Source organism: Demequina salsinemoris (assembly GCF_000974805.1).
In the GTDB taxonomy this organism is placed as follows: domain Bacteria; phylum Actinomycetota; class Actinomycetes; order Actinomycetales; family Demequinaceae; genus Demequina; species Demequina salsinemoris.
The window spans coordinates 654,885-676,757 of sequence record NZ_BBQZ01000002.1 but is presented as its reverse complement, the minus strand read 5'-3'; the positions used below and the strand labels follow the sequence as shown (position 1 = coordinate 676,757).

21 protein-coding genes and 1 tRNA gene are annotated in these 21,873 nt (G+C 70.5%); 17 read left to right on the top strand and 5 right to left on the bottom strand.

Going from position 1 to position 21,873, the window contains the following annotated elements:
• Window positions 1–30 precede the first annotated feature (30 nt).
• A complete protein-coding gene (locus tag AOP78_RS06700) occupies window positions 31–810 on the bottom strand; it encodes a hypothetical protein (protein WP_062202464.1) in 780 nt (259 codons plus the stop codon).
• A gap of 351 nt (window positions 811–1,161) precedes the next feature.
• Here AOP78_RS06700 and AOP78_RS06695 point away from each other — a divergent pair.
• The 3 genes from AOP78_RS06695 to AOP78_RS06685 all read left to right on the top strand — a co-directional run bounded on the left by AOP78_RS06695 (window position 1,162) and on the right by AOP78_RS06685 (window position 3,027).
• Window positions 1,162–1,250, top strand: a tRNA-Leu gene (locus tag AOP78_RS06695).
• 66 nt (window positions 1,251–1,316) lie between these two features.
• Window positions 1,317–2,615 (top strand): M20/M25/M40 family metallo-hydrolase, encoded by a 1,299-nt coding sequence (locus tag AOP78_RS06690; RefSeq protein ID WP_062202462.1) that lies wholly within the window; start codon window positions 1,317–1,319, stop codon window positions 2,613–2,615.
• 1 nt (window position 2,616) lies between these two features.
• Window positions 2,617–3,027, top strand: a complete 411-nt coding sequence (locus AOP78_RS06685) for a hypothetical protein (protein ID WP_062202460.1) — start codon at window positions 2,617–2,619, stop codon at window positions 3,025–3,027.
• Here the strand turns inward: AOP78_RS06685 and AOP78_RS06680 are convergent.
• The gene (locus AOP78_RS06680) at window positions 3,012–3,272 is read right to left on the bottom strand and encodes a DUF5703 family protein (protein WP_152659432.1); all 261 of its coding nucleotides are present in this window, start codon (window positions 3,270–3,272) and stop codon (window positions 3,012–3,014) included. The two genes, AOP78_RS06685 and AOP78_RS06680, sit on opposite strands and share 16 nt — an antisense overlap.
• A 42-nt stretch (window positions 3,273–3,314) precedes the next feature.
• Here AOP78_RS06680 and AOP78_RS06675 point away from each other — a divergent pair, with 42 nt between their 5' ends.
• The gene (locus AOP78_RS06675) at window positions 3,315–3,587 is read left to right on the top strand and encodes a hypothetical protein (protein WP_062202456.1); all 273 of its coding nucleotides are present in this window, start codon (window positions 3,315–3,317) and stop codon (window positions 3,585–3,587) included.
• Window positions 3,588–3,614: 27 nt separating this feature from the next.
• Here the strand turns inward: AOP78_RS06675 and AOP78_RS06670 are convergent, their stop codons facing one another.
• Window positions 3,615–4,577: an aldo/keto reductase gene (locus AOP78_RS06670; protein WP_062202454.1), complete on the bottom strand. Its 963-nt coding sequence runs from the start codon at window positions 4,575–4,577 to the stop codon at window positions 3,615–3,617.
• 67 nt (window positions 4,578–4,644) lie between these two features.
• On the opposite strand from AOP78_RS06670, the gene AOP78_RS06665 reads away from it, so the two are divergent.
• A complete protein-coding gene (locus AOP78_RS06665; RefSeq protein WP_062202452.1) occupies window positions 4,645–5,505 on the top strand; it encodes an undecaprenyl-diphosphate phosphatase in 861 nt (286 codons plus the stop codon).
• Window positions 5,506–5,607: 102 nt separating this feature from the next.
• Here AOP78_RS06665 and AOP78_RS06660 read toward each other — a convergent pair whose 3' ends face one another.
• Window positions 5,608–6,471 carry a PAC2 family protein gene (locus AOP78_RS06660; protein ID WP_062202450.1) on the bottom strand — a complete coding sequence of 288 codons (864 nt, stop codon included), beginning with the start codon at window positions 6,469–6,471 and terminating at the stop codon, window positions 5,608–5,610.
• 23 nt (window positions 6,472–6,494) lie between these two features.
• On the opposite strand from AOP78_RS06660, the gene AOP78_RS06655 reads away from it, so the two are divergent.
• Together AOP78_RS06655 and AOP78_RS06650 are read left to right on the top strand one after the other, a co-directional pair.
• The gene (locus AOP78_RS06655; protein WP_236685310.1) at window positions 6,495–7,187 is read left to right on the top strand and encodes an HAD family hydrolase; all 693 of its coding nucleotides are present in this window, start codon (window positions 6,495–6,497) and stop codon (window positions 7,185–7,187) included.
• A gap of 104 nt (window positions 7,188–7,291) precedes the next feature.
• Window positions 7,292–8,869: a methyl-accepting chemotaxis protein gene (locus AOP78_RS06650; protein ID WP_062202622.1), complete on the top strand. Its 1,578-nt coding sequence runs from the start codon at window positions 7,292–7,294 to the stop codon at window positions 8,867–8,869.
• On the opposite strand, the gene AOP78_RS06645 is transcribed toward AOP78_RS06650, so the two are convergent.
• Complete coding sequence (locus AOP78_RS06645) at window positions 8,866–9,684, bottom strand: RecB family exonuclease (protein WP_062202446.1); 819 nt, start codon at window positions 9,682–9,684, stop codon at window positions 8,866–8,868. The genes AOP78_RS06650 and AOP78_RS06645 overlap by 4 nt on opposite strands.
• 74 nt (window positions 9,685–9,758) lie before the next feature.
• On the opposite strand from AOP78_RS06645, the gene AOP78_RS06640 reads away from it, so the two are divergent.
• The 10 genes from AOP78_RS06640 to AOP78_RS06595 are packed head-to-tail and all read left to right on the top strand — an operon-like array spanning window position 9,759 to window position 21,829.
• On the top strand, window positions 9,759–10,868 hold the full coding sequence (locus AOP78_RS06640; RefSeq protein ID WP_062202444.1) for a site-2 protease family protein: 1,110 nt from the start codon (window positions 9,759–9,761) through the stop codon (window positions 10,866–10,868).
• Window positions 10,869–10,888: 20 nt separating this feature from the next.
• Window positions 10,889–11,932, top strand: a complete 1,044-nt coding sequence (locus AOP78_RS06635) for a tRNA (adenine-N1)-methyltransferase (RefSeq protein ID WP_062202442.1) — start codon at window positions 10,889–10,891, stop codon at window positions 11,930–11,932.
• The gene (arc, locus tag AOP78_RS06630) at window positions 11,932–13,335 is read left to right on the top strand and encodes a proteasome ATPase (RefSeq protein ID WP_062202440.1); all 1,404 of its coding nucleotides are present in this window, start codon (window positions 11,932–11,934) and stop codon (window positions 13,333–13,335) included. Before AOP78_RS06635 ends, arc begins: the two co-directional genes overlap by 1 nt.
• Window position 13,336: 1 nt before the next feature.
• Window positions 13,337–14,848, top strand: coding sequence for a depupylase/deamidase Dop (gene dop / locus AOP78_RS06625; protein WP_062202438.1), 1,512 nt, complete (start codon window positions 13,337–13,339; stop codon window positions 14,846–14,848).
• 9 nt (window positions 14,849–14,857) lie between these two features.
• The gene (locus tag AOP78_RS06620) at window positions 14,858–15,037 is read left to right on the top strand and encodes a ubiquitin-like protein Pup (protein ID WP_062202436.1); all 180 of its coding nucleotides are present in this window, start codon (window positions 14,858–14,860) and stop codon (window positions 15,035–15,037) included.
• A gap of 34 nt (window positions 15,038–15,071) precedes the next feature.
• Window positions 15,072–16,478, top strand: coding sequence for a Pup--protein ligase (gene pafA / locus AOP78_RS06615; protein ID WP_062202434.1), 1,407 nt, complete (start codon window positions 15,072–15,074; stop codon window positions 16,476–16,478).
• Between the two features lie 49 nt (window positions 16,479–16,527).
• The gene (locus tag AOP78_RS06610; RefSeq protein WP_062202432.1) at window positions 16,528–17,421 is read left to right on the top strand and encodes an FKBP-type peptidyl-prolyl cis-trans isomerase; all 894 of its coding nucleotides are present in this window, start codon (window positions 16,528–16,530) and stop codon (window positions 17,419–17,421) included.
• Window positions 17,418–18,188, top strand: a complete 771-nt coding sequence (hisF, locus tag AOP78_RS06605; protein WP_062202430.1) for an imidazole glycerol phosphate synthase subunit HisF — start codon at window positions 17,418–17,420, stop codon at window positions 18,186–18,188. Before AOP78_RS06610 ends, hisF begins: the two co-directional genes overlap by 4 nt.
• Window positions 18,189–20,057 (top strand): ABC transporter ATP-binding protein, encoded by a 1,869-nt coding sequence (locus tag AOP78_RS06600; RefSeq protein ID WP_062202428.1) that lies wholly within the window; start codon window positions 18,189–18,191, stop codon window positions 20,055–20,057.
• Complete coding sequence (locus AOP78_RS06595; RefSeq protein WP_062202426.1) at window positions 20,054–21,829, top strand: ABC transporter ATP-binding protein; 1,776 nt, start codon at window positions 20,054–20,056, stop codon at window positions 21,827–21,829. Before AOP78_RS06600 ends, AOP78_RS06595 begins: the two co-directional genes overlap by 4 nt.
• Window positions 21,830–21,873 lie beyond the last annotated feature (44 nt).

Below are 21,873 nucleotides of genomic sequence, written 5' to 3'. Positions count from 1 at the left end.
GGTTCCTCTCGAAGGGTTGGGCGGGATCGGCTACTGGCCGAAGGTGGACTGGGCGGACCGCCACCACGCGTAGTGCTCGCGTTCGAGCGCGTCGAGCGTGGGAAGCGCGAACGTCGTGATCCCTGTCGAGTCGCCGACGTAGAAGCCGCCGCTCACGGTGCGGAACAGGACCTCCTGCGTCATCTGGCGCAGCACCGTCTTGGTGGGCTTGCCGCCGCCGTCGGCGAGCTCGATGAGGCAGTCGCGCAGGTGGCCGACGTTGGGGTAGGGAAGGTCGTCGGCCGCGCCCGCGGCGGGGTTCTGCGCGAGCGCGCCGAGGGTGAGCTCCGCGAAGACGATCCGGGGCACGTGCACGGGCTGCTCCTGGTCCGTGATGAACCTCGTGAAGCCGGCGGGATCGAGGGTCGAGACGACGCGCGGGCTCACGGGGCAGAACTCCTGGTACAGGTGCGACCAGCCGGTCGCCCCGGGCGCGTACTCGGTCGGCTCCAGAGTGAGGACCCGACCGTCGTCCGTCGCGAGGTGAAGCGCCGTGATCGCCTCGCGCGGGATGCGCTCGAGCACGCGGTAGATCGCGATGTACACGGACCGCTTCGGCGCGCCGTCGCCGTGGGGCACGCACCGCTCGGCGACGGTCGAGAGGTCGAAGGCCCCCTCCGGGAGCCGGTCCGTGTCGATCGAGAAGAAGACCGCCTGGCCACGCGAGCGCTTCGCGTTGCCGATCGCGTAGTAGAGGCCGAACTCCTCCGGCGTGAGCATGGAAGCGATGAGTGCTTCGGGGATGAGCGAGAGGTAGAAGTTCGTCGTCATCAGTGTTCCTGTCCTCATTGACTGGAGTAATGCCTCGCCTTCGACGCTAGGGGCGTGACAGGTGGTGCTACCTGGGCCCTTGGTCCCGTCGAGGTGGTGATTCGGCGATCCGTGGGCCGCTCGAGCGTCATCGTCAGCCTGCCACGGGACGCGGCGATGTGCGCGTTCACACCGTGGGCGACGTCGCGGCGAGCAGTCGCGGGCGCACGTGCACGGCCGGAAGGTCGCGTGGAACGAGGGGCGATGCGGGTCCGGGAACGGTGAGGTTGGCGAAGTGGCGTTCGGACCCCGCGAATGCGTGCTATTCTTCTATCCGCGCTGAGGCGCCCGGAAGGGTCCTCGGTCCACCTCGTCCGGGTGGCGGAATTGGCAGACGCGCTAGCTTGAGGTGCTAGTGCCCGTTTAAGGGCGTGGGGGTTCAAGTCCCCCCTCGGACACCATCGGAAGGCCCCTCCTCGGAGGGGCCTTCGTCATTTCCACCGTCGGAGGTCACTAGGCTGACGAGCATGACCCAGGAGTCGCTCATCCAGCTCACGCAGGACCTCATCCGCATCGACACCTCGAACTATGGTGACGAGCCTGGACCGGGGGAGCGGGTCGCGACCGAGTACGTCGCGACGTTCCTGTCGAACCTGGGCCTCGAGCCCGTGATCCGCGAGGCCGCGCCAGGGCGCACGACGGTCACGGCGCTGTGGGAGGGCGCCGATCGTTCGCGGCCGCCGCTGGTCCTCCACGGGCACCTCGACGTCGTCCCGGCCTTCCCGGAGGAGTGGACCTATCCGCCGTTCGCTGCCGAGATCCATGACGAGATGATCTGGGGCCGCGGCGCCGTCGACATGAAGGGCATCGCCGCGATGTACCTCGAGGCGGTGAAGCGGATCATCGAGTCGGGTCGCAGGCCCGCTCGGGACATCGTCATCGCGTTCTTCGCCGACGAGGAGCACGGCGGGCGTGTCGGTGCGCAGTGGATGGTCGAGAATCACCCCGAGGACTTCCGCGGCGCGACCGAGGCGATCTCCGAGGTCGGCGGGTTCTCCGTCTCCGTGGGCGGCCGACGCACCTACCTGATCCAGACCGCCGAGAAGGGCATCTCGTGGCTCCGACTCGTCGGCACCGGAGTGCAGGGTCACGGCAGCCTCGTGCATCACGACAATGCCGTCGCCCACCTGTCGGGCGCGATGAGCCGCATCGGCGCGCACACGTGGCCGCTCGACATCACCCCGACCTCCGAGGCGCTCCTGAAGGGCGCAGCGGAGCTGCTCGGGCTCGAGTACGAGCCCACCGAGGAGCGTGTCGCGCAGATCGTCGCGGGGATGGGGCCCGTGAGCCGCATGATCGAGGCGTCGCTGCGCAACACCTCGAACCCGACGATGCTGGACGCGGGCTACAAGTCCAACGTCATCCCCGACGTCGCGACCGGCTACATCGACGTGCGGTACCTGCCCGGACAGCAGGAGCAGGTGCTGCGGCAGCTCGAGGAGCTCGCGGGCAGCCACGTGAAGGTCGAGCAGTACATCGAGCAGCCCGCGGTCGAGGCGCCCTTCGACACCCCCGTCGTGGACAAGATGATCGCGGCCCTGCGCAGCGCTGACCCGGAGGCGATCGCGCTGCCGTACATGATGATGGGCGGCACCGACAACAAGCATCTCGCGCAGCTCGGGATCAACGGCTACGGCTTCGCGCCCCTCATGCTGCCCGACGGGCTCGACTTCTCGAGCCTGTTCCACGCGATCGACGAGCGGATCCCGATCCGCTCGCTCGAGGTCGGCGCCGACGTCGTCGAGCAGTTCCTCCTGGACTGCTGACATGAGGGCCGCCGCGGTCGTGCTGCTGGTGCTCCTCGGAGGCGGCGGGCTCTACGGTGGCTTCTCGTATGTCGCCGCGCCGGATGGCTCGCGGATGGGCACGGACGCCTCGATGCTGCCATCGTGGCTGCCGGGCGACTATCTGCTCCCCGGCATCGTCCTGCTGATCGCCTTCGGTCTCGCGCCGCTGCTCGCGACGGCGCTCGTGCTGCGCGGCGACCCACGCGCATGGCCTGCCGTCATCGCGGTGGGCCTCGCGCTCGTGCTGTGGATGACGCTCCAGATCGGGATCATCGGGCTCGCGCTGCCGCCCATGCAGCTGGGCATGCTCGCGCTCGGCGCGGCGCTCACGTGGATCGGCGAGGTCGGCCTCAGCAGACGGCGCCGAGAGGCGGATCAGGCCGCGTCGTAGCGCTCGACTCGCATGGTCCGGCGGCGCAGCCACACGCGCCTCGCGCCACCGATGAACCGCTGGCTTCTCGCGAGCTCCCACTTCCCGTACTCGGCCTGCTCGGTGAGCATGGCGCGCGCCTCCGACCGGGTCACGTCACGGGGGATGTCGACGACCCTCCACTCGACGTGGGAGCGCGTGGATTCCTTCGGACGCGCGGGCGTGACGACGTGTCCGTCGGCGCGAGTGGTCCTGCTGTTCTTCATGATCCCTCCCATTTCGGTGAAGTCACGGGTACCGTCAGTTCCATGAACGAGTCGCGTGAGGCGCTGCGGCGCCTGGAGGCTGCATTCGAGGAGCACCTGGCAGCGGTCACCGGCCGCCGGGGCGACGATGACGTCGCCGTCGACGACGCGTACGACGCCCTGGCCGAGGCCTTCGAAGGATACGAGTCGGCGCTGGACGACGAGTTCGGCGAGTCGTTGCCTGTGGTCCTCGACGACACGGATGAGCTGGACTCCCACGCCGCCGAGGACGAGGACGAGCTCGACGACGACATCGAGGAGTTCGAGCTCAGCTGAACCATCGAGTCCGTCATCGTACGCTCCCTACCTGCGCTCCGGGTAGCCCAGCTCGGGGGCGGTGACCTCGTCGAGGGCCTCGCGGATCGCGGGAGGCAGCTGGAGGTCAGCGGCGTCGAGCGTGGTCTCGAGCTGCCGCGCGGTGCGAGCTCCCACGATGGCCGACGCGATCCACTCGCGCGACAGGACCCAGGCGAGCGCGACCTGCTGAGCGGCCAGCCCGAGGCCATCCGACGCGGTGGCGAGGGCGTCGACCACGATCCGCTCGCGGTCGCCCAGGTACGGCTCGACGAATCCCGCGAGATGCTCGGAGGCGGCGCGCGAGTCGGCGGGGACGGCCGCGCGGTACTTTCCGGTGAGCACGCCGCGACCGAGCGGCGACCAGGCCATCACCCCGAGTCCCAGGCTGCGCGCCGCAGGGACGACCTCGCGCTCGATCCCGCGCTGGAGCAGCGAGTACTCCATCTGAGTCGCGGTGATCGACGGACGCCCCGTCGCCTGCGTCGCGATGCGCGCCGTCGCCCAGCCGGGATAGTTCGACACGCCCACGTAGCGGGCCCGTCCCGAGCTCACGGCGATCTCGAGCGCGTGCAGGGTCTCGTCCGAGGGCGTGACCGCGTCGAACGCGTGGACGAGCCACAGGTCCACGTGGTCCGTGCCGAGCCTGCCCAACGAGGCGTCGAGGGTGTCGAGCATCGTGTCGCGCGACGCGTCGATCATGCCGCCCGAGGGGGTGCGCCGGATGCCGGCCTTCGTGCAGATCTGAACCTCGCCGCGCGAGACCGATCCCGACAGCAGGGATCCGATGAGGGCCTCCGAGCCTCCGTCGGCGTACGTCGCGGCCGTGTCGAGCAGCGTGCCGCCCGCGTCGAGGAAGAGATCGAGCTGATCAGCGGCCTCCTCGGGAGAGGTGTCGCGGCTCCAGGTCATGGTGCCCAGACCGAGGCGCGACACCTCGAGACCGCTCGACCCGACCTTCCTGCGCTGCATGCGGACGACGCTACCGGTCTCCACAAGGGTGCACGGGATGCGACGCGCGGGCGTTAGCCTTGCGACCATGACGTGGTGGGAGTCTGTACTTCTCGGCCTGATCCAGGGCCTGACCGAGTTCCTTCCGATCTCCTCGAGCGCGCACATCCGCGTGATCGGCGAGCTCCTTCCGCACGGGGCGGACCCCGGAGCGGCGTTCACGGCGATCATCCAGATCGGCACGGAGGCCGCGGTGCTCGTGTACTTCCGCAAGGACATCGCGACCATCCTGCGCGCGTGGTTCGGCGCGCTGTTCGGGCACGATGGCAAGGACCGTGCGGCTCGATTCGGCGCGCACAGCCCTGACGCGAGGCTCGGCTGGTGGGTCATCATCGGCACCTTCCCGATCGTCATCCTCGGCGTGCTGTTCAAGGATTCGATCGAGTCGGCCCTCAGGAACCTGTGGATCACGGCGACGGTGCTCGCGGTGTTCGCGGTCGTGCTCGCGTGGGCCGACAAGGTCGGCGCCAAGCGTCGCGAGATCAAGGAGCTCACCGCGAAGGACGCGATCGTGCTCGGCTTCGCGCAGGCGATGGCTCTCGTGCCCGGCGTGTCCCGCTCGGGCGGCACGATCTCGATCGGCCTGTTCCTGGGCCTGACGCGTGAGGCAGCGGCCCGCTACTCGTTCCTGCTCGCGATCCCCGCAGTCCTCGGTTCCGGGCTGTTCGAGCTCGCGACCGAGTTCGAGGGGATCACCGATCCGTCGGGGCCGGGACTCGTGGCCACGGCGATCGCGACGCTCGTCGCCTTCGTGGTCGGCTACATCGTCATCGTCTGGTTCCTGAGGCTGATCACGACGCACTCGTTCATGCCGTTCGTGATCTACCGCTTCATCTTCGCGGCGGCGATCGTCGGACTCCTGGTCACGGGAGCGGTCCCGGCGCTGTAGCGGCACGACGCCGCAGCTGGACGATGCGGTGGAGGGACGATGCGGCAGCCGCGCGGTCCGACCGGCTCGGTCGGGCGCACGCGGCGCAGGAGAGGGCGCGCGCTACTTCCCGGTGCCGCCGTCGCGGCGGCGCAGGAAGCGCTCGAACTCGGCGGCGATCGCGTCGCCCGAGGCCTCGGGCAGGCTCGCCTCGTCCATCATCGACTCGAGCCGCTCGACGTGCTGGGCGATCTCCTCGTCGTCCTCCATGAGCTCGTTGGCTCCGCGCGTCCAGGCCTCGGCCTCGTAGGGGAGGTCGCCCAGGTCCATCGGCACGCCGAGGAACCGCTCGATCTGGCTCAGGAGCGCCACGGTCCCCTTGGGGCTCGGCGGATGCGCGACGTAGTGGGGGATCCCCACCCACATCGACAGCACGGTGATGCCGCGCAGCTCGGCCTCGTGGCCGAGCACGCCGAGGATGCCCGTCGGGCCCTCGTAGTCGGAGCGCTCGAGGTCGAACAGCGCTCTGGCCTCGGCGCTCTCCGACGTGACGAACGTGGGCAGGGGCCGCGTGTGGGGGACGTCCACGAGCAGCGCGCCGCACGTGATGAGCGTCGACACCTCGAGGTCCTCGGCGTGATCCAGGATCTCCTCGGCGAACGTGCGCCAGCGCATCGACGGCTCGATGCCGCGCACGAGGGCGATGTCCCGGCCGCCGCGCCACTCGCCCTGCGCGAGCGAGATCACCGTGCCCGGCCACGACAGCACCCTGTCGCCGGACGCGAGACGAGTGATGGAGGGTCGGCTGACCTGGAAGTCGTGGTACTCCTCGGGGTCCAGGATCGCGTGCTCGCGCGCGCCCCAGGTCTCCGCCATGTGATCGAGGGCGGCCGACGCGGCGGTGCCTGCGTCGTTCCAGCCCTCGAAGGCCGCGATCATCACGGATTCGTCCTCGGGGAGGTGCGGGGACTCGGTCTCCTCGTTCATCCGGCCAGCCTAGACTGACGGCCGTGAATCCACACGCGTCCGACCCGGCAGCCGTCCTGTGGGACATGGACGGCACCCTCATCGACTCCGAGCCCTACTGGATCGCCGCCGAGAAGGCCCTCGCGACCCGCTTCGGGGTCGACTGGACCGACGAGGACGGCCTTGAGCTGGTGGGGCAGGCGCTGCCGTACTCCGCCGCGGTGCTCGCGTCGCGGGGGGTGGACCTGCCCGAGGTCGAGATCATCGAGTTCCTCCTGTCGTCCGTCGCGGCGGACGTGACCGAGCGGGTCCCGTGGCAGGAGGACGCGCGGGCCCTGCTGACCGAGGTCGTCTCCGCAGGCATCCCGTGCGCGCTCGTGACCATGTCCTACGCCCGTCTCGCAGCCGCTTTCCAGGCGCGAGCACCCGAGGCCTTCCAAGTGGTCGTCTCGGGCGACGAGGTGGAGCGAGGGAAGCCGGATCCCGAGGCGTACCTGCTCGCGGCGAGCCGCCTCGGGGTCGAGATCGACCGATGCGTCGCTATCGAGGACTCGCGAGCGGGGGTCCGGTCCGCCGTGGCGTCGGGGGCCCGCACCCTCGCGGTGCGCCGCCTGACCCCGGTCGAGCGGATCGAGGGCGTGAGCCGCGTGCGCTCGTTCGAGGGAGTGGATCTCGGCACGATCCGCGAGATCGCCGCGGGGCGCGTGATCGACGAGCTCGATGACATCGATGACTGAGAAGTCCCTGAAAAGATAGGCAGTCGTCGACTAGTGGGATTCGTCTCAAGGACCTAGGTCCCGGTCCGATGGGGTGGCGACGCGCCATCTCGAAGGAGACCACGATGATCCGAGCTTTCCGCACGACGTCGATCCAGGCCAGGATCCTGACGATCGCCGGGCTGACCATGGTCGGCATCGGCGCCCTCATCCTGGTGAGCTCCATGACGCTCGAGTCCCAGCTCATGGGAGAGCGGCAGTCCGCGACCCGCCAGGTGGTCGAGATCGCGGCGCAGACCATCGAGGGCTACGTCGCCCAGGCCGACGCCGGAACCATGACGACGGAGGAGGCGCAGGCCGCCGCGATCGACGCGATCAGCGCGCTGCGCTACTCCGACACCGAGTACTTCTGGATCAACGACCAGACGCCGACGATGATCGTCCACCCGGTCAAGCCCGAGCTTGACGGCACCGACCTCAGCGGGATCACCGACGCGGACGGCACCGCGATCTTCGTCGAGTTCGTCGACGTCGTGCAGGCGGAGGGCGCGGGCTTCGTGTCCTACATGTGGCCCAAGCCGGACTCCGAGGAGGCGGCGCCGAAGGTCTCGTACGTGCAGGGGATCGACGAGTGGGGCTGGATCGTCGGCTCCGGCATCTACGTCGACGACGTGCGCCAGGCCGCGTGGAGCGCGGCGCTCGGGCTGGCGGCCTGGGGCCTCGGCATCCTGGTGGTGGTCGCCGGCGTCGCGTACCTGATCGGACGCACGATCATCCGCGGCATCGCCTCCGCTTCCGCGCTCCTCGCGTCGGGCGACCTCGACACGCGGCTGCCACAGGGGGGTCAGCCAGGCGAGCTCGAGCAGCTCGCCGTCGCGCTCAACGAGACGCTCGATCGCGCGGCCGCGGTGTCGCGTGACGTGAACGCCGCGGTGGACGAGCTCGACGGGGCCGCCACGTCGCTCGCCTCGAGCTCGCACGGGATGACGAACGACGTGGACGAGGCGAGCGAGCGGACCGCGTCGGTCGTCGGCGCGGCGGCCGAGGTGAGCGTCGGCATCGACACGATCGCGTCGGCCACGACGCAGATGGGTGCCTCGATCCGTGAGATAGCGGAGAACGCGCAGTCGGTCGCTCGGATGGCGGCGGAGGCCGTCGAGGCGTCCGAGGCGACGAGCCGCACGGTGGAGGAGCTCGGGTCCTCGAGCGAGGAGATCGGCGCGGTGGTCAACGTCATCACGGCGATCGCGGAGCAGACCAACCTGCTCGCGCTCAACGCGACCATCGAGGCGGCGCGCGCGGGCGAGGCCGGCTCGGGCTTCGCGGTGGTCGCGGGCGAGGTCAAGGACCTGGCTCAGGAGACCGCGCGAGCCACGGGCGGGATCTCCGAGCGCGTCCTCAGCATCCAGACCACGGTCGAGCGGGCCTCGGAGGAGATCACCCGCATCGGCGAGATCATCCGCAACATCTCGGACTTCCAGGCGACGATCGCGGGCGCGGTCGAGGAGCAGACCGCGACCACCGCGGAGATGGCCACGAGCACCGAGCGGATCGCCGACAGCAGCCGCATGATCGCGGGCTCGCTCGAGCAGATCGGCGCCGCATCGCTGCGCACGTCGGAGGGCGTCCGTCAGGTCAGCTCCGCGGCGACGGCGCTCGCGGAGACATCCAGCCGGCTGCGCTCGGCCTCGTCGCGAGCCTAGGAGACTCCCAGCGCCTCCATCGCCCGGTCGGGCGCGAGCGCGGGCGGGGTGCCTCCGAACTGGGGGCACAGCGACTGGAAGCTGCACCAGTCGCACAGCTTGCTGGGCGTCGCCCTGAACTCCGCGGTGCGCGCGCACGCGGCGATCTCGTTCCACAGGTCGCGGATCTCCGCCTCGACGTTCGCGATGTCCTCCGCGGTCGGGCGGAGCATGAGCGTCCCGCCGTCCTTGAGGAACAGCAGCTGCAGGAGCGTGGGCCGGGTGCCCTTGAGCCGCTCCACGAGCAGCGCGTAGAACTTCATCTGGAAGCGCTCCTTGTTCCCGAAGCGCGCGTGCGGGGTCTTGCCGGTCTTGTAGTCGGACAGCCGGATCGAGCCGTCGGGCGCGGTCTCCACGCGGTCGATGATGCCGCGCAGCAGGGGACCGTCCGGGAGCTGCAGCTCGACGAACTCCTCGCGGCCCGAGGGCTCGAGCCGCGTGGGGTTCTCCATCGTGAAGTAGGTGCGCACCCGCGTGCGCGCGTCCTCGAGCCATGACGCGAGCGCCGCATCGTCCTCATGCAGGGACGCGAGGTCCGGGTTCTTGGCGAGCATCCGCTCCCAGCCGGGCGCGATCGCGGCGACCGCCGCCTCCTCCGTGCGCTCCGGCGCCTTGAGGTCGAACAGGTCCTCGAGCACCGAGTGCACCAGGGTCCCGAGCGTCGCCGCGGCCGACGGCGGCTCGGGGATCCTGTCGATCGTGCGCAGCCGGAACATCAGCGGGCACTGCCGGAAGTCGCTCGCGCGGGAGGGGGAGAGGGCGGGTCGTCGAGCCATGCGCACACCCTACGCGCGGCCTCCGACATCGGACGCTGGATCCCCACGACCCCGCGACCGCCTACGGTGGTCCCATGTCCCCGCAGCCTCGCCCCACCAAGGGATTCACCCTCGGCACCCTCGTCGGTGCCAGGATCGTGATGCAGCCGTCGACGCTCGTCATGCTCGTGATCCTCGCGTTCGTGTTCGCCTCCGGATCGGGCGAGCTCTCGAGCCGGACCTTCATCCTGGGGCTGTCGCTCGCGGTGATCCTGTTCGTGTCCGTGTTCCTGCACGAGGCATCGCACGCGCTCGCGGCCCGCGCCTTCGGCAGGCGCGTCGACGAGATCGTGCTCACGCTGTGGGGCGGGCACACGTCGTTCGACGCGAGGAACCTCACGCCGGCCGTCGCGGGTCTGACCGCCCTTGCGGGTCCCGCCGCGAACCTCGTCCTCGGCCTCGCGGTGATCGGCGCGAGCGGGCTGGGCCTCCTGACCGGCCTGCCCGGCCAGCTCCTGGCCTGGGCGGGATACGCGAACCTCCTGCTCGCAGCGTTCAACGCGCTGCCCGGCATCCCGATGGACGGCGGACGCGTTCTCGAGGCGCTCGTGTGGGCGATGACCGGCAAGCGGCATACCGGCATGCTCGTGGCCGCATGGGGCGGGCGCATCGTCGCGATCGGCATGGTCGTGTGGGCGATCGGCACGCCGCTGCTCCAGGGCAGCCAGCCCGACCTGTTCACGCTCGTGTGGGCGATGCTGCTGTTCAGCATCCTGTGGCCCGCGGCCTCGGCGGCCCTCAAGCAGTCGCAGACGGTCGGCAGGCGCGTCGGCGTCACCGCGGCCACGCTCATGTCGCCCGCAGCCCCCGTGCCGTACGACGTGACGGTGGCCGACGCGCTCGCGACCGCGGACTCCTACGGCGCGACCGAGGTCGTGGTCCTCGCCGCGGATGGCGCCCCCGCCGGCAGGTTCGGCGTGGAGATCGCGCGCAGCGTCCCCGCGGAGCGGCGCGCCTCGACCGGCCTCGACGCTGTCGCGATGCCGCTGCCGCGTGGGGCGTCGGTGGAGCTGACGGACGATGCCGAGCGCCTCGTCGAGCGCCTGCGCGAATGGTGGGGGAGGACCGACGCGTGGGTCGTCCTGCGTGAAGGGGAGCCGGTCGGCGTGCTCAGGCTCCTCGACGCCATGAACGCGCTCCGGTAGCGCCGCCTAGGATTGGCGGCATGACCCCTGACACCACCGAGCCCGTCGGCGCGCCCCAGCGCCGTGGACCGCTGCGCGACGGCGACCGCGTGCAGCTCACCGACCCCAAGGGACGGCACCACACGATCGTGCTGGGCGCCGGCAAGGTGTTCCACACCCACCGCGGCCACTTCCAGCACGACGAGCTGATCGGCCAGCCCGAGGGGACGGTCGTGTCGACGAGCGCGGGCACCGCGTATCTCGCGCTGCGCCCCCTGCTGAGCGACTTCGTCCTGTCGATGCCCCGCGGCGCCGCAGTCGTCTACCCGAAGGACGCCGGCCAGATCATCCAGTACGCGGACATCTACCCTGGCGCGCGCGTCGTCGAGGCGGGCGTCGGCTCGGGCGCCCTCACGATGTCCCTCCTGCGGGCTGTCGGGGACCAGGGCTCCCTCACCTCGATCGAGCGCCGCGAGGACTTCGCGGACATCGCGCGCGCCAACGTCGAGTCCTTCTTCGGCGCACCCCACCCGGCGTGGCGGCTCGAGATCGGCGACTTCGCCGACCGCATCGCCGAGGTGACCGAGCCCGGCACCGTGGACCGCATCATCCTGGACATGCTCGCCCCGTGGGAGAACATCGAGGCCGCGGCCGAGGCGCTCGCCCCCGGCGGCCTGTTCCTCGCCTACGTCGCGACCACGACCCAGCTGTCCCGGCTCGCCGAGGACCTGCGCGAGCACGGCGGCTACACCGAGCCGCAGGCGTGGGAGACGCTCGTGCGCACGTGGCACCTCGAGGGGCTGTCGGTGCGACCGGACCACAGGATGATCGGGCACACGGGTTTCCTCCTGACCGCGCGCCGCATGGCGCCCGGCGTCGAGGCGCCCCTGCGCCACCGCCGTCCCGCGAAGGGCTCGTACCCGGTCGACGAGGAGTGGACGCCCGAGGACCTCGGCGAGCGCGCCGTGTCGGACAAGAAGATCCGCAAGGTGCGGCGTGACGCGGTGAAGGCGGCGCCGACCGACGCCGACGGAGCCATGGACGATGCTGTGGCCGCCCCGGTCGACACAGCCGAGGAGGACTGATGGTCGTGGACGCGCAGGACCGCATGGCGGCGCTCGAGCGCCGCAACGCCGAGCTCCAGCGGCTGCTCGAGCTCGCCCGCGAGCAGCTCGGGGAGATGCGCGAGAAGCTCGCGGAGGCCTCGATGCCCCCGCAGACGTTCGCGACCTTCGTCCAGTGGGTGGACGGCCACGCCGACATCGTGTCGCAGGGACGACGCATGCGCGTCGCGGTCCTGCCGAGCGCGGACCTGACCCTCGTCGCGGGTGACGAGGTGCTCCTCAACGGCATGAGCGTCGTCGTGGGCAAGGCCGAGCCCGAGCGCACGGGCCAGGCGGCGATCGTCCGCGAGGTCATCGACGACGAGCGCATCCTCGTGGTCCAGCGCGGCGAGGACGAGCGCGTCGCGGTCCTGATCGGCGGCGACGCCAGGGCGCGCGTCCACGAGGGCGACACCGTGATCATCGACCCGCGCACCGGCTTCGCGTCCGAGCGCGTCGAGCGCACGGGCGTCGAGGCGCTGCTGCTCGAGGAGGTCCCCGACGTCGACTACGCGTCGATCGGCGGCCTCACCGGGCAGATCGAGCGCATCCGCGACGCGATCGAGCTCCCGATCGTCCACCCCGAGCTCTACCGCGAGCACCACCTGCAGCCGCCGCGCGGCATGCTGCTCTACGGCCCTCCGGGATGCGGCAAGACGCTCATCGCCAAGGCCGTCGCGCACTCGCTCGCCGACGCGGTGGGCGCCGACCGCAGCTACTTCCTGTCCGTCAAGGGCCCCGAGCTTCTCAACAAGTACGTGGGCGAGACCGAGCGGTACATCCGCACGATCTTCGAGCGGGCGCGCGCGAAGGCGCACTCGGGCGCCCCCGTCGTCGTCTTCTTCGACGAGATGGACGCGCTGTTCCGCGCCCGTGGCTCGGGCGTGAGCTCGGACATGGAGACGACGATCGTGCCGCAGCTCCTCACCGAGCTCGACGGCGTCGAGGCGCTCAGCAACGTCATCGTGATCGGCGCCTCCAACCGCGAGGACATGATCGACCCCGCGATCCTGCGCCCCGGACGTCTCGACGTGAAGATCTCGATCTCGCGCCCCGACGAGCGCTCCGCGGCCGACATCTTCTCCAAGTACCTCACCGACGCGCTGCCGCTCGCTCCCGGCGAGCTCGAGGCGCACGGCGGGGACGTGCACGCGACGCTTCAGGACATGATCGCCGCCGCGGTGACGCGTCTGTTCAGCCACGGCGACATCGACCAGCACGCCTCCGGCGCGATGGTGCGCAACATCGTCGACCGCGCGAAGACGTCCGCGATCAAGGCGGTCATCTCGGGAGGGGAGAAGGGCATCGCCACCTCGCATCTCGAGGCCGCGGCCGACCAGGAGATCGTGGAGGCCCGCGCGGTCGCGGCGCGGGAGCTCGGCTGACGTGCGCATCGTCGGACTGGAGACCGAGTACGGCATCACCGACCCCGATCGCCCCGGCGCGAACCCGATCCTGCTGTCATCGAGGCTCGTCAGCGCGTGCAGGGACGCCCTCGGCGGCCTCACCGCGCGATGGGACTACGGGGGAGAGGACCCGCTCCAGGATCAGCGCGGCATGCGCAGGGAGCGGCGCTACGCGACAGGTGACCTCCTCACGGACTCACCCGAGTACGACGAGGCCGCGCGCGGCGTGACCCTGCGCCGTCGGCGCGGCTCGTGGGAGGACCCCGCGCACCTCAACGCCGTGCTCCCGAACGGCGCGCGCTTCTACGTGGACCACGCGCACCCCGAGTACTCGGGCCCCGAGGTCCGCACGGCGCGCGACGCGGTGCGGTGGGACGCGGCAGGCGACGCGATCGTCCTGGCCGCCACGAGGCGCTACGAGGAGATCGAGGGAGAGCGCGTCTCGCTGTACAAGAACAACGTCGACGGCAAGGGCGCGAGCTACGGCACCCACGAGAACTACCTGATCCCGCGCGACGTCGACTTCGACGCGCTCGCGGTCGCGCTGACGCCGCACCTCGTGACGCGCCAGGTCTACACGGGCGCCGGGCGCGTCGGGCTCGGCGCCTTCGGCGACGCCGCGGGCTTCCAGATGTCCCAGCGCGCCGACTACATGGAGACCGAGGTCGCTCTCGAGACGACGCTCAGGCGGCCCATCGTGAACTCGCGCGACGAGCCGCACGCGACCCGGGGTCGCTGGCGTCGCCTCCACCTCATCATCGGCGACGCGAACTGCCTCGAGGTCCCGAACCTGCTCAAGCTCGGCACGACGTCCCTCGTGCTCGCCGCGATCGAGGCCGGCGACGAGAGGCTCGAGGAGCTCGAGCTCGCGACGCCTGTCGAGGATGTGCGCACCGTCTCCCGCGACCTGTCGCTGTCGGCGCGCCTGACGCTGCGCTCGGGTGAGAGGGCGACCGCGCTCGAGATCCAGCGAGCGCTCCTCGAGATCGCGCGCAGCTACGCGGACGATGCGGCCGATGCCGAGATCGTCGCGCGCTGGGAGGGCGTCCTCGATCGCCTGGGCCGCGACGTCATGGAGGCCGCGCGCGAGGTCGAGTGGGTCGCCAAGCTCCAGCTCATGGGGCGGCTGCGCGCGAAGCACGAGGCCGCTCAGGGCGTCCCGATGGCGTGGGACGACGCGCGGCTCGCGGCCATGGACCTCCAATGGTCGAGGCTTGGTGACGGGCTCGCGTGGCGGCTCGCGCAGGCCGGCGCGGTCGAGCGGCTGACCACCGATGCCGAGGTCGCGCAGGCGGTCGCGCAGGCGCCGTCCGACACCCGGGCGCGACTGCGCGGAGCCGCGGTCGTCGGGCTCGGGGAGATCGTCGACGCCGCGGGCTGGTCCACGGTCGTGATCGACAGGGACACCAGGCACGGGAACCTCGAGGTGGTCCACCTGGACGACCCGCATGAGGCCACCAACGCACTGCTGGACTCCCTGCTCGACGGATAGACTGGCGGCATGCCTCAGGTCAACGCTTCCGGTCAGCCCTACGAGGACGACGCGCCCGAGCCCGCGCCGGCACCCGCCACGATGGCGTCCACCGACGCGCTCGACGACCTGCTCGAGGAGATCGACGGCTCGCTGCAGACCAACGCCGAGCAGTTCGTGCGCTCGTTCGTCCAGAAGGGCGGCGAGTAGGCCGCCCCGCGGTCGGCTCGCCCGCCCGCGCGCGATGCAGATCGCCGAGGTACCCCCGCCGCTCGAGGTCGAGGACTCCCGACGGATCTTCGGGCTCGAGACCGAGTTCGGGCTGCACGTCGTCGCCCCCGGCTCGCGACCGGTGACGCCCGAGGAGGTCGCCGGCCACCTGTTCCACTCCGTCGTGCAGTGGGGGCGCTCCTCCAACGTGTTCCTCACCAACGGCTCACGCCTCTACATCGACGTGGGCGCGCACCCCGAGTACGCGACCGCCGAATGCGACACGATCGAGGACCTGATCGCGCTCGACAAGGCGGGGGAACGCATCGTCCAGGACCTGGTCGCCGAAGGCGAGCAGCGGCTGCGCGAGGCCGGGGTCGAGGGCGAGATCCACCTCTACAAGAACAACACCGACTCGGCGGGCAACAGCTACGGCTGCCACGAGAACTACCTCCTGCGTCGCCGCGCCGACTTCGCCGGCTTCGCCCGTGGGCTGCTGCCGTTCCTCGTCACCCGCCAGATCGTCACCGGCGCGGGCTGCATCACCCGCACCCCCGAGGGCGCGCACTTCAGCTTCTCGCCGCGCGCGGACCACATGTGGGAGGGCATGAGCTCCGCGACCACGCGGTCGCGTCCCATGATCAACACGCGTGACGAGCCGCACGCCAACGCCGAGCTGTACCGCCGCATGCACGTGATCGTCGGCGACTCGACGATGGCTCAGCCCACGACGCTGCTCAAGATCGGCTCGACCGACCTCGTGCTGCGCCTGCTCGAGGCCCGCGTGCCGATGCCGGAGCTCGCGCTCGCCAAGGAGATGCAGGCCATCCGCGACATCGCGCACGACCTCAGCGGCACCGCGACCGTGGAGCTCGCCGACGGCCGCCGCCTCACGGCCGTGGAGATCCAGCAGTCGTTCCTCGACTCCGTCGTGTCCCACGTGGACGGGCTGATCGAGCGCACCGAGGAGGTCGAGCGCATCCTCGACCTGTGGCAGCGCGGGATCGACGCGGTGCGCACGCAGGACTACTCGGGCATCGACACCGAGCTCGACTGGGCCATCAAGCTGAAGCTCGTGAAGCGCTATCAGGACCGGCTGGGCTGCGCGCTCGACGACCCGCGTCTCGCGCGGCTCGAGCTCGCGTTCCACGACGTGTCGCCCACCCGCGGGCTCGCGAACCGCATGGAACGCGACGGGCTGATCCGCACGATCGTGTCGGACGAGGCGATCGAGCGCGCGAAGACGGTCGCGCCGACCACCACGCGGGCGCATCTGCGAGGCAGGTTCGTGCGCGAGGCGCTCGCCTCGGGCCGCGACTTCACGGTGGACTGGGTCCACCTCAAGTTCACCGGGCAGGAGAGCAGGACGGTCCTGCTCAAGGATCCGTTCCGGTACGAGGACGAGCGCGTCGACATGCTGCTCGGGACGGTCGTCTCCTGACGCCTCGCCCGTACACTTGTCAGGCCGTCCAACCCCCAGGAGTGAATTGATGCGTCGCCTCGCTGCCCTCGCGCTGGCCGGGTCGCTTGTCCTCACCGGCTGCGTCAGCGGTCCGCCGGACACGTCCGCGTCGGCCTCGCCGAGCGGCTCGATCGAGGCGCTGACCGTCGGCATCGACGAGACGGACAAGTCGCCCACGATCGACTTCCGGCAGGGGCTCGCGTGGGACACCGCCGAGACCTCGGTCGTGTGGGACGGCGACGGGGACCACCTCGAGGCAGGGCAGCCGCTCCTGCTCGACATGTACGGGGTCTCGCTCGAGGACGGCACCGAGGTCATCGACACCTACGACGGCTTCGCGCAGTCGTATCTGCTCGCTCCCGAGCTCCTCGGGGATGACCTCTACAACGCCCTCCTCGGCGTGCGCGTGGGCGCCCGCATCCTCCATGTCTCGCCCGCGCCCGAGGACAACCCGGACGGGGAGCCCCCGATCGCGATCGTCGTCGACGTGCTGCCGACCCGCGCGGTCGGCACCAAGGTCGACATCGGCGACGACCTGCCCAAGGTCACCCTCGCCTCCGACGGCACGCCCACGGTCAAGATCCCGAAGGACCTCGATGAGCCGACGGACCTGCAGGTGGTCACGACCATCCAGGGCACCGGGACGCAGGTGCGTGACGGCGACTTCGTGAAGGTCAACTTCACCATGGTGGACTGGGACGGCGAGGAGCTCGACTCTTCCTGGCCCGACGAGATCGCGCCGCTCGAGGTCGAGGTCGGCTCGGGCGACTCGATCACCGCGATCGAGGAGGGGCTGCTCGACCAGACCGTCGGCTCGCAGCTGCTCATCCTCGCCCCGGCCACGTACGCGTATCCCGACGCCGGCCCCGTCGTCCTCGTCGTCGACATCCTCGACGCCTTCACCCCGCAGGAGTCCGAATGACCGTGTCAGTGCGCGTGATCCCTTGCCTCGACGTCGACGCGGGTCGCGTGGTCAAGGGCGTGAACTTCGAGAACCTGCGCGACGCCGGAGACCCCGTCGAGCTCGCGCGACTCTACGGCGACAGCGGCGCCGACGAGCTCACGTTCCTCGACGTCACGGCATCGTCCGGGAATCGCGAGACCACGTACGACGTGGTGCGACGCACCGCCGAGCAGGTGTTCATCCCGCTCACGGTCGGCGGCGGCGTGCGCGCGCCCGAGGATGTGGACCGGCTCCTGCGCGCCGGCGCGGACAAGGTGGGAGTCAACACCGCGGCGATCGCGCGTCCCGAGCTGATCACGGAGATCGCCCGACGCTTCGGCAATCAGGTGCTCGTCCTGTCCGCAGACGCGCGCCGATGCCGCGATGGGGCGGAGACCACGTCGGGCTTCGAGGTGACCACGCATGGCGGGCGTCGCGGCACCGGGATCGACGCTCTCGAGTGGATTCGGCGCGCCGAGGAGCTCGGTGCGGGGGAGATCCTGCTGAACTCGATGGATGCCGACGGGACGACCGACGGATTCGACCTTGAGATGATCCGCGAGGCGCGTAATGTGGTGTCGGTGCCGTTGATCGCTTCGGGGGGAGCGGGAACGGCCGAGCACTTCGTGGAGGCCGCCAACGCGGGCGCCGACGCGGTGCTCGCGGCGAGCGTGTTCCACTTCGGCACGCTCTCCATCGGTGAGGTCAAGGAACACATGCGTGCGAAGGGAATTGAGGTCCGGTAGGTGAACGGCCCAGCAAGGCCGGGGGAGTACACGCTCGACGGGTCGTTCGTCCGTCAGTCGCGACAGCTCCTTTGGCATGGGATCCGCCAGGGTCCCTGGTATTTCGGAGGCGCCATCGCGGCAGCCTCGGTGTTCTCGATCATGACGATCCTGTTCGGCACCCTGCTGGGTGACATCACCGACCAGATCGTGGTGCCCGGCGTGGCGGGGGAGCCGCTCGGCGGCCGCTGGGGCGAGATGACGGACGACCCGATGGTCGCGATCCTCTACGCGGGCGGCGCTTTCGCCGCGATCGGCATCGTCATCGCGCTCGCGCAGGCCGTGCGTCAGGCGCTGACCCGCGCGGGCGTGGCGCGCATGAGCGGTCGACACCGCCATGTGCTGTCCGAGTCGCTCGCGCGGCTCCCGATGGGGTGGCACCGCACGCAGTCGTCCGGGCGGATCCTGTCGGCCATGTCCTCCGACGCGGACCTCACGACCGGCCCCCTCCACCCGCTCGCGTTCACCGTCGGCTCGGTCGTCATGATGATCGCCGCCGCCGTGCAGATGTGGCGCGCCGACCCGTGGCTCGCGATCACCGGCATGGCGGTCATCCCCGCGATCCTCGTCGTGAACTTCTTCTTCGAGCGCATGATCACGCCGCTGTGGCGGCGAGGGCAGACGCTCCGCGCCGGGGTGTCGACGATCGCCCACGAGAGCTTCGACGGCGGCACCGTCGTGAAGGCGCTCGGCGTCGAGGAGCGGGAGGGACGACGCTTCGCCGAGGCCGCGCGCAGCCTCGCCGAGGCCGACATCCGGGTGGGTCGCGTACGTGCCTGGTTCGAGCCGCTCATGGACCTGATGGCGCCGCTCGGCGCCGTCGCGCTCATGGCGGTCGGCGCGTGGCGCGCGTCGGAGGGCTACGTCTCCGTCGGTGACGTCGTGTCCGCGATGTACTTCGTGACGCTGCTCGCCGTGCCGATCCGAGGGATCGGCTGGATCCTGGGGCAGATGCCTCAGGCCCTCGTGTGCTTCCGGCGCGTCGGCGAGATCGTCGAGGCCGCTCGCGAGGTGGACGAGCCTGGGCACATCGAGATCGAGGGCTGCGGAGCGGGCACCGTGAGCTTCCTCGGCGCGTCGATCGGCGCCGATGACGGCCACGATGAGCTGACCGTCCTCGTGGAGGGCGCTTCGATCGAGCTGCACCCCGGCACCGTCACGGCGCTCGTGGGGCCGACGGGATCCGGCAAGTCGACGATCGCGCTCGCCGCCTCGCGTCTCACGCTTCCCGCCACCGGTCAGATCCTGCTGGACGGCGTGCCGCTGTCAGCCGTGAAGAACCTCGAGCAGCACGTCTCGCTGGTCCCGCAGACCGCGTTCGTCTTCGCGGGCACGGTCCGCGAGAACGTCACCCTCGGCGGAGACTTCGACGACGAGGCGGTGTGGGATGCGCTCCGCCGCGCGTCCGTGCATCAGGTGATCCGGAATCTTGTCGCTCCCGGAGACGATCCGCTCGACGCGATGCTGGACGAGCGCGGCTCCAACCTCTCGGGAGGGCAGCGCCAGCGTCTCGCTCTCGCGCGCGCCCTCGTGCGGCGCCCCCGCGTGCTCATCCTGGACGATGCGACGTCCGCCGTGGACCCCGTGGTCGAGCGCGAGATCCTCACCGGGCTGTCCGAGTCGGACGACGCACCGACGGTCCTGCTCGTCGCCTACCGCCTCGCCTCGATCATGATGGCGGACAGCGTCGTCCATGTGGACTCGGGGCGAGTGGTCGACTCGGGCAGTCACGAGGAGCTCTTCTCCCGGGACGAGGGATATCAGGACATCGTGCTCGCCTACCAGCGCGACGCCGAACGCGCCGCGGACGAGATCGGGGGAGCGCTGTGAGCGAGCCGACGACCATCAGGCAGACCTTCGCGCGCGGCTTCGCGGTGAGCCCCGAGCTCGGCGACGGGCTCGGCAAGACCCTGTCGCTCGCGATGCTCGCCGCAGCGGGCATGATGGCGGTGCCGTTCGTGACGCAGCAGGTCACCGACAAGGGACTCCTCGCCGAAGGCGGCGTCGACGTGAGGTTCGCCCTCACGCTGTCCTCCATCGGAGCGGCGATGCTGATCATCTCCACGATGATCAACCGCGTGGTCAGGATCCGCATGGTCTCCCAGGCGGAGACGGGCATGGCCACGCTGCGCATCAAGGGCTTCGACACGGTCCACGACCTGTCGGTGCTGACCCAGAACGCCGATCGCCGCGGCGGCTACGTCTCGCGCGTGACCGGCGACATCGACACGGTGCGCAACCTCATGCAGTGGACCGGAGCCGCGATGATCACCGCGGCCTTCCAGTCCCTCATCATGCTCGTGGTGATGGCGATCTACGCGTGGCAGCTGGCCGCCGTCGTGGTCGTCTGCTACATCCCCACGCTCATCGTCGTGAGGCTCATGCAGCCGTCGATCATCCGTGCCTTCGCTCGCGTCAGGGCGGGCGTCGCCGACATGCTCGGCCTCACGGGAGAGCAGCTGATCGGGATCTCGACGATCCGGTCCTACGGCGTCCAGCAGCACATGCGCGACGACCTCGCGGGCCCCAACAAGCAGATCATCGACGACGACACCCGCGCCGGCTGGCTCGCGTCGGGCCTGTTCTCGGCGAACGCCGCGTCGCAGTCCATCGCGACGGGCCTCGCGCTCATCGTCGGCATGCGGCTCGCGCTCGACGGCGACCTCAGCGTCGGCACCGTCGTCGCGTTCGCCTTCCTCGTGTACCAGTTCGCGGGTCCGATCGGCTGGATCATCGAGATGCTCGCGGAGATGCAGCGTGCCCTCGTGGGCTGGCGCCGCGTGATCGGGCTGGTCGACACCCCGGTGACCGTCGCCGACCCCGGCGAGGACGGCACCCCCGTGCCTCGAGGGAACGTCGGTGTGGGGATCAACGGCGTGCGGCTGACGTACCCGAGCGGTCCGGAGGTCCTCAAGGGGATCGACCTGGACGTGCCCGCGGGCCGGCGCATCGCGCTCGTCGGCGAGACGGGATCGGGCAAGACCTCCCTCGTGCGCCTCCTCGCGCGCTTCATCGACCCCACGCAGGGATCGATCGCGGTGGGCGGAGTGGACCTGCGGGACGTGCCGATGCACGATCTGCGTCGCACGGTGGCGATCGTCCCGCAGGAGGGCTTCCTGTTCGACGGCACGATCCGCAGCAACCTGGCGTACGCGCTTCCCGAGGGCGTGCCGGCCGAGGAGCTCGAGAGGCAGGCGCTGGCGGTCTTCGAGTCGCTCGGGCTCGATGCGTGGCTCGCGGCTCAGCCCCACGGTCTCGACACGCACGTGGGTCCGCGCGGAGAGCTGCTCAGCACGGGGGAGCGGCAGCTGGTCGCGATCGCGCGCGCCTACCTGCGCGATCCCGACGTGCTGATCCTCGACGAGGCGACCTCCGCGGTCGACCCCGCGACCGAGGTGCGCATCTCGCGCGCGCTCGAGGCGCTCATGCAGGGTCGCACGTCGGTCGTGATCGCTCACAGGCTGTCCACCTCGGAGCGCGCGGATGCGGTCGCCGTCATGGAGGCGGGTGAGATCGTGGAGTTCGGCTCCCACGCCGAGCTCGTGAAGCAGGGCGGCGTCTACGCGCGCATGCACGACGCGTGGGTCGCGCAGACGCGCTGACGGGACTCATTCCCGCTGGGCGGATTGCGTGTCCCGTCGTGGAA

Bases quoted from the DNA above. Each gene is read 5' to 3' on its own strand.
- AOP78_RS06700 (WP_062202464.1), bottom strand. From the start codon at position 810: ATGACGACGAACTTCTACCTCTCGCTCATCCCCGAAGCACTCATCGCT.
- AOP78_RS06690 (WP_062202462.1), top strand. From the start codon at position 1,317: ATGACCCAGGAGTCGCTCATCCAGCTCACGCAGGACCTCATCCGCATC.
- AOP78_RS06685 (WP_062202460.1), top strand. From the start codon at position 2,617: ATGAGGGCCGCCGCGGTCGTGCTGCTGGTGCTCCTCGGAGGCGGCGGG.
- AOP78_RS06680 (WP_152659432.1), bottom strand. From the start codon at position 3,272: ATGAAGAACAGCAGGACCACTCGCGCCGACGGACACGTCGTCACGCCC.
- AOP78_RS06675 (WP_062202456.1), top strand. From the start codon at position 3,315: ATGAACGAGTCGCGTGAGGCGCTGCGGCGCCTGGAGGCTGCATTCGAG.
- AOP78_RS06670 (WP_062202454.1), bottom strand. From the start codon at position 4,577: ATGCAGCGCAGGAAGGTCGGGTCGAGCGGTCTCGAGGTGTCGCGCCTC.
- AOP78_RS06665 (WP_062202452.1), top strand. From the start codon at position 4,645: ATGACGTGGTGGGAGTCTGTACTTCTCGGCCTGATCCAGGGCCTGACC.
- AOP78_RS06660 (WP_062202450.1), bottom strand. From the start codon at position 6,471: ATGAACGAGGAGACCGAGTCCCCGCACCTCCCCGAGGACGAATCCGTG.
- AOP78_RS06650 (WP_062202622.1), top strand. From the start codon at position 7,292: ATGATCCGAGCTTTCCGCACGACGTCGATCCAGGCCAGGATCCTGACG.
- AOP78_RS06645 (WP_062202446.1), bottom strand. From the start codon at position 9,684: ATGGCTCGACGACCCGCCCTCTCCCCCTCCCGCGCGAGCGACTTCCGG.
- AOP78_RS06640 (WP_062202444.1), top strand. From the start codon at position 9,759: ATGTCCCCGCAGCCTCGCCCCACCAAGGGATTCACCCTCGGCACCCTC.
- AOP78_RS06635 (WP_062202442.1), top strand. From the start codon at position 10,889: ATGACCCCTGACACCACCGAGCCCGTCGGCGCGCCCCAGCGCCGTGGA.
- arc (WP_062202440.1), top strand. From the start codon at position 11,932: ATGGTCGTGGACGCGCAGGACCGCATGGCGGCGCTCGAGCGCCGCAAC.
- AOP78_RS06620 (WP_062202436.1), top strand. From the start codon at position 14,858: ATGCCTCAGGTCAACGCTTCCGGTCAGCCCTACGAGGACGACGCGCCC.
- pafA (WP_062202434.1), top strand. From the start codon at position 15,072: ATGCAGATCGCCGAGGTACCCCCGCCGCTCGAGGTCGAGGACTCCCGA.
- AOP78_RS06610 (WP_062202432.1), top strand. From the start codon at position 16,528: ATGCGTCGCCTCGCTGCCCTCGCGCTGGCCGGGTCGCTTGTCCTCACC.
- hisF (WP_062202430.1), top strand. From the start codon at position 17,418: ATGACCGTGTCAGTGCGCGTGATCCCTTGCCTCGACGTCGACGCGGGT.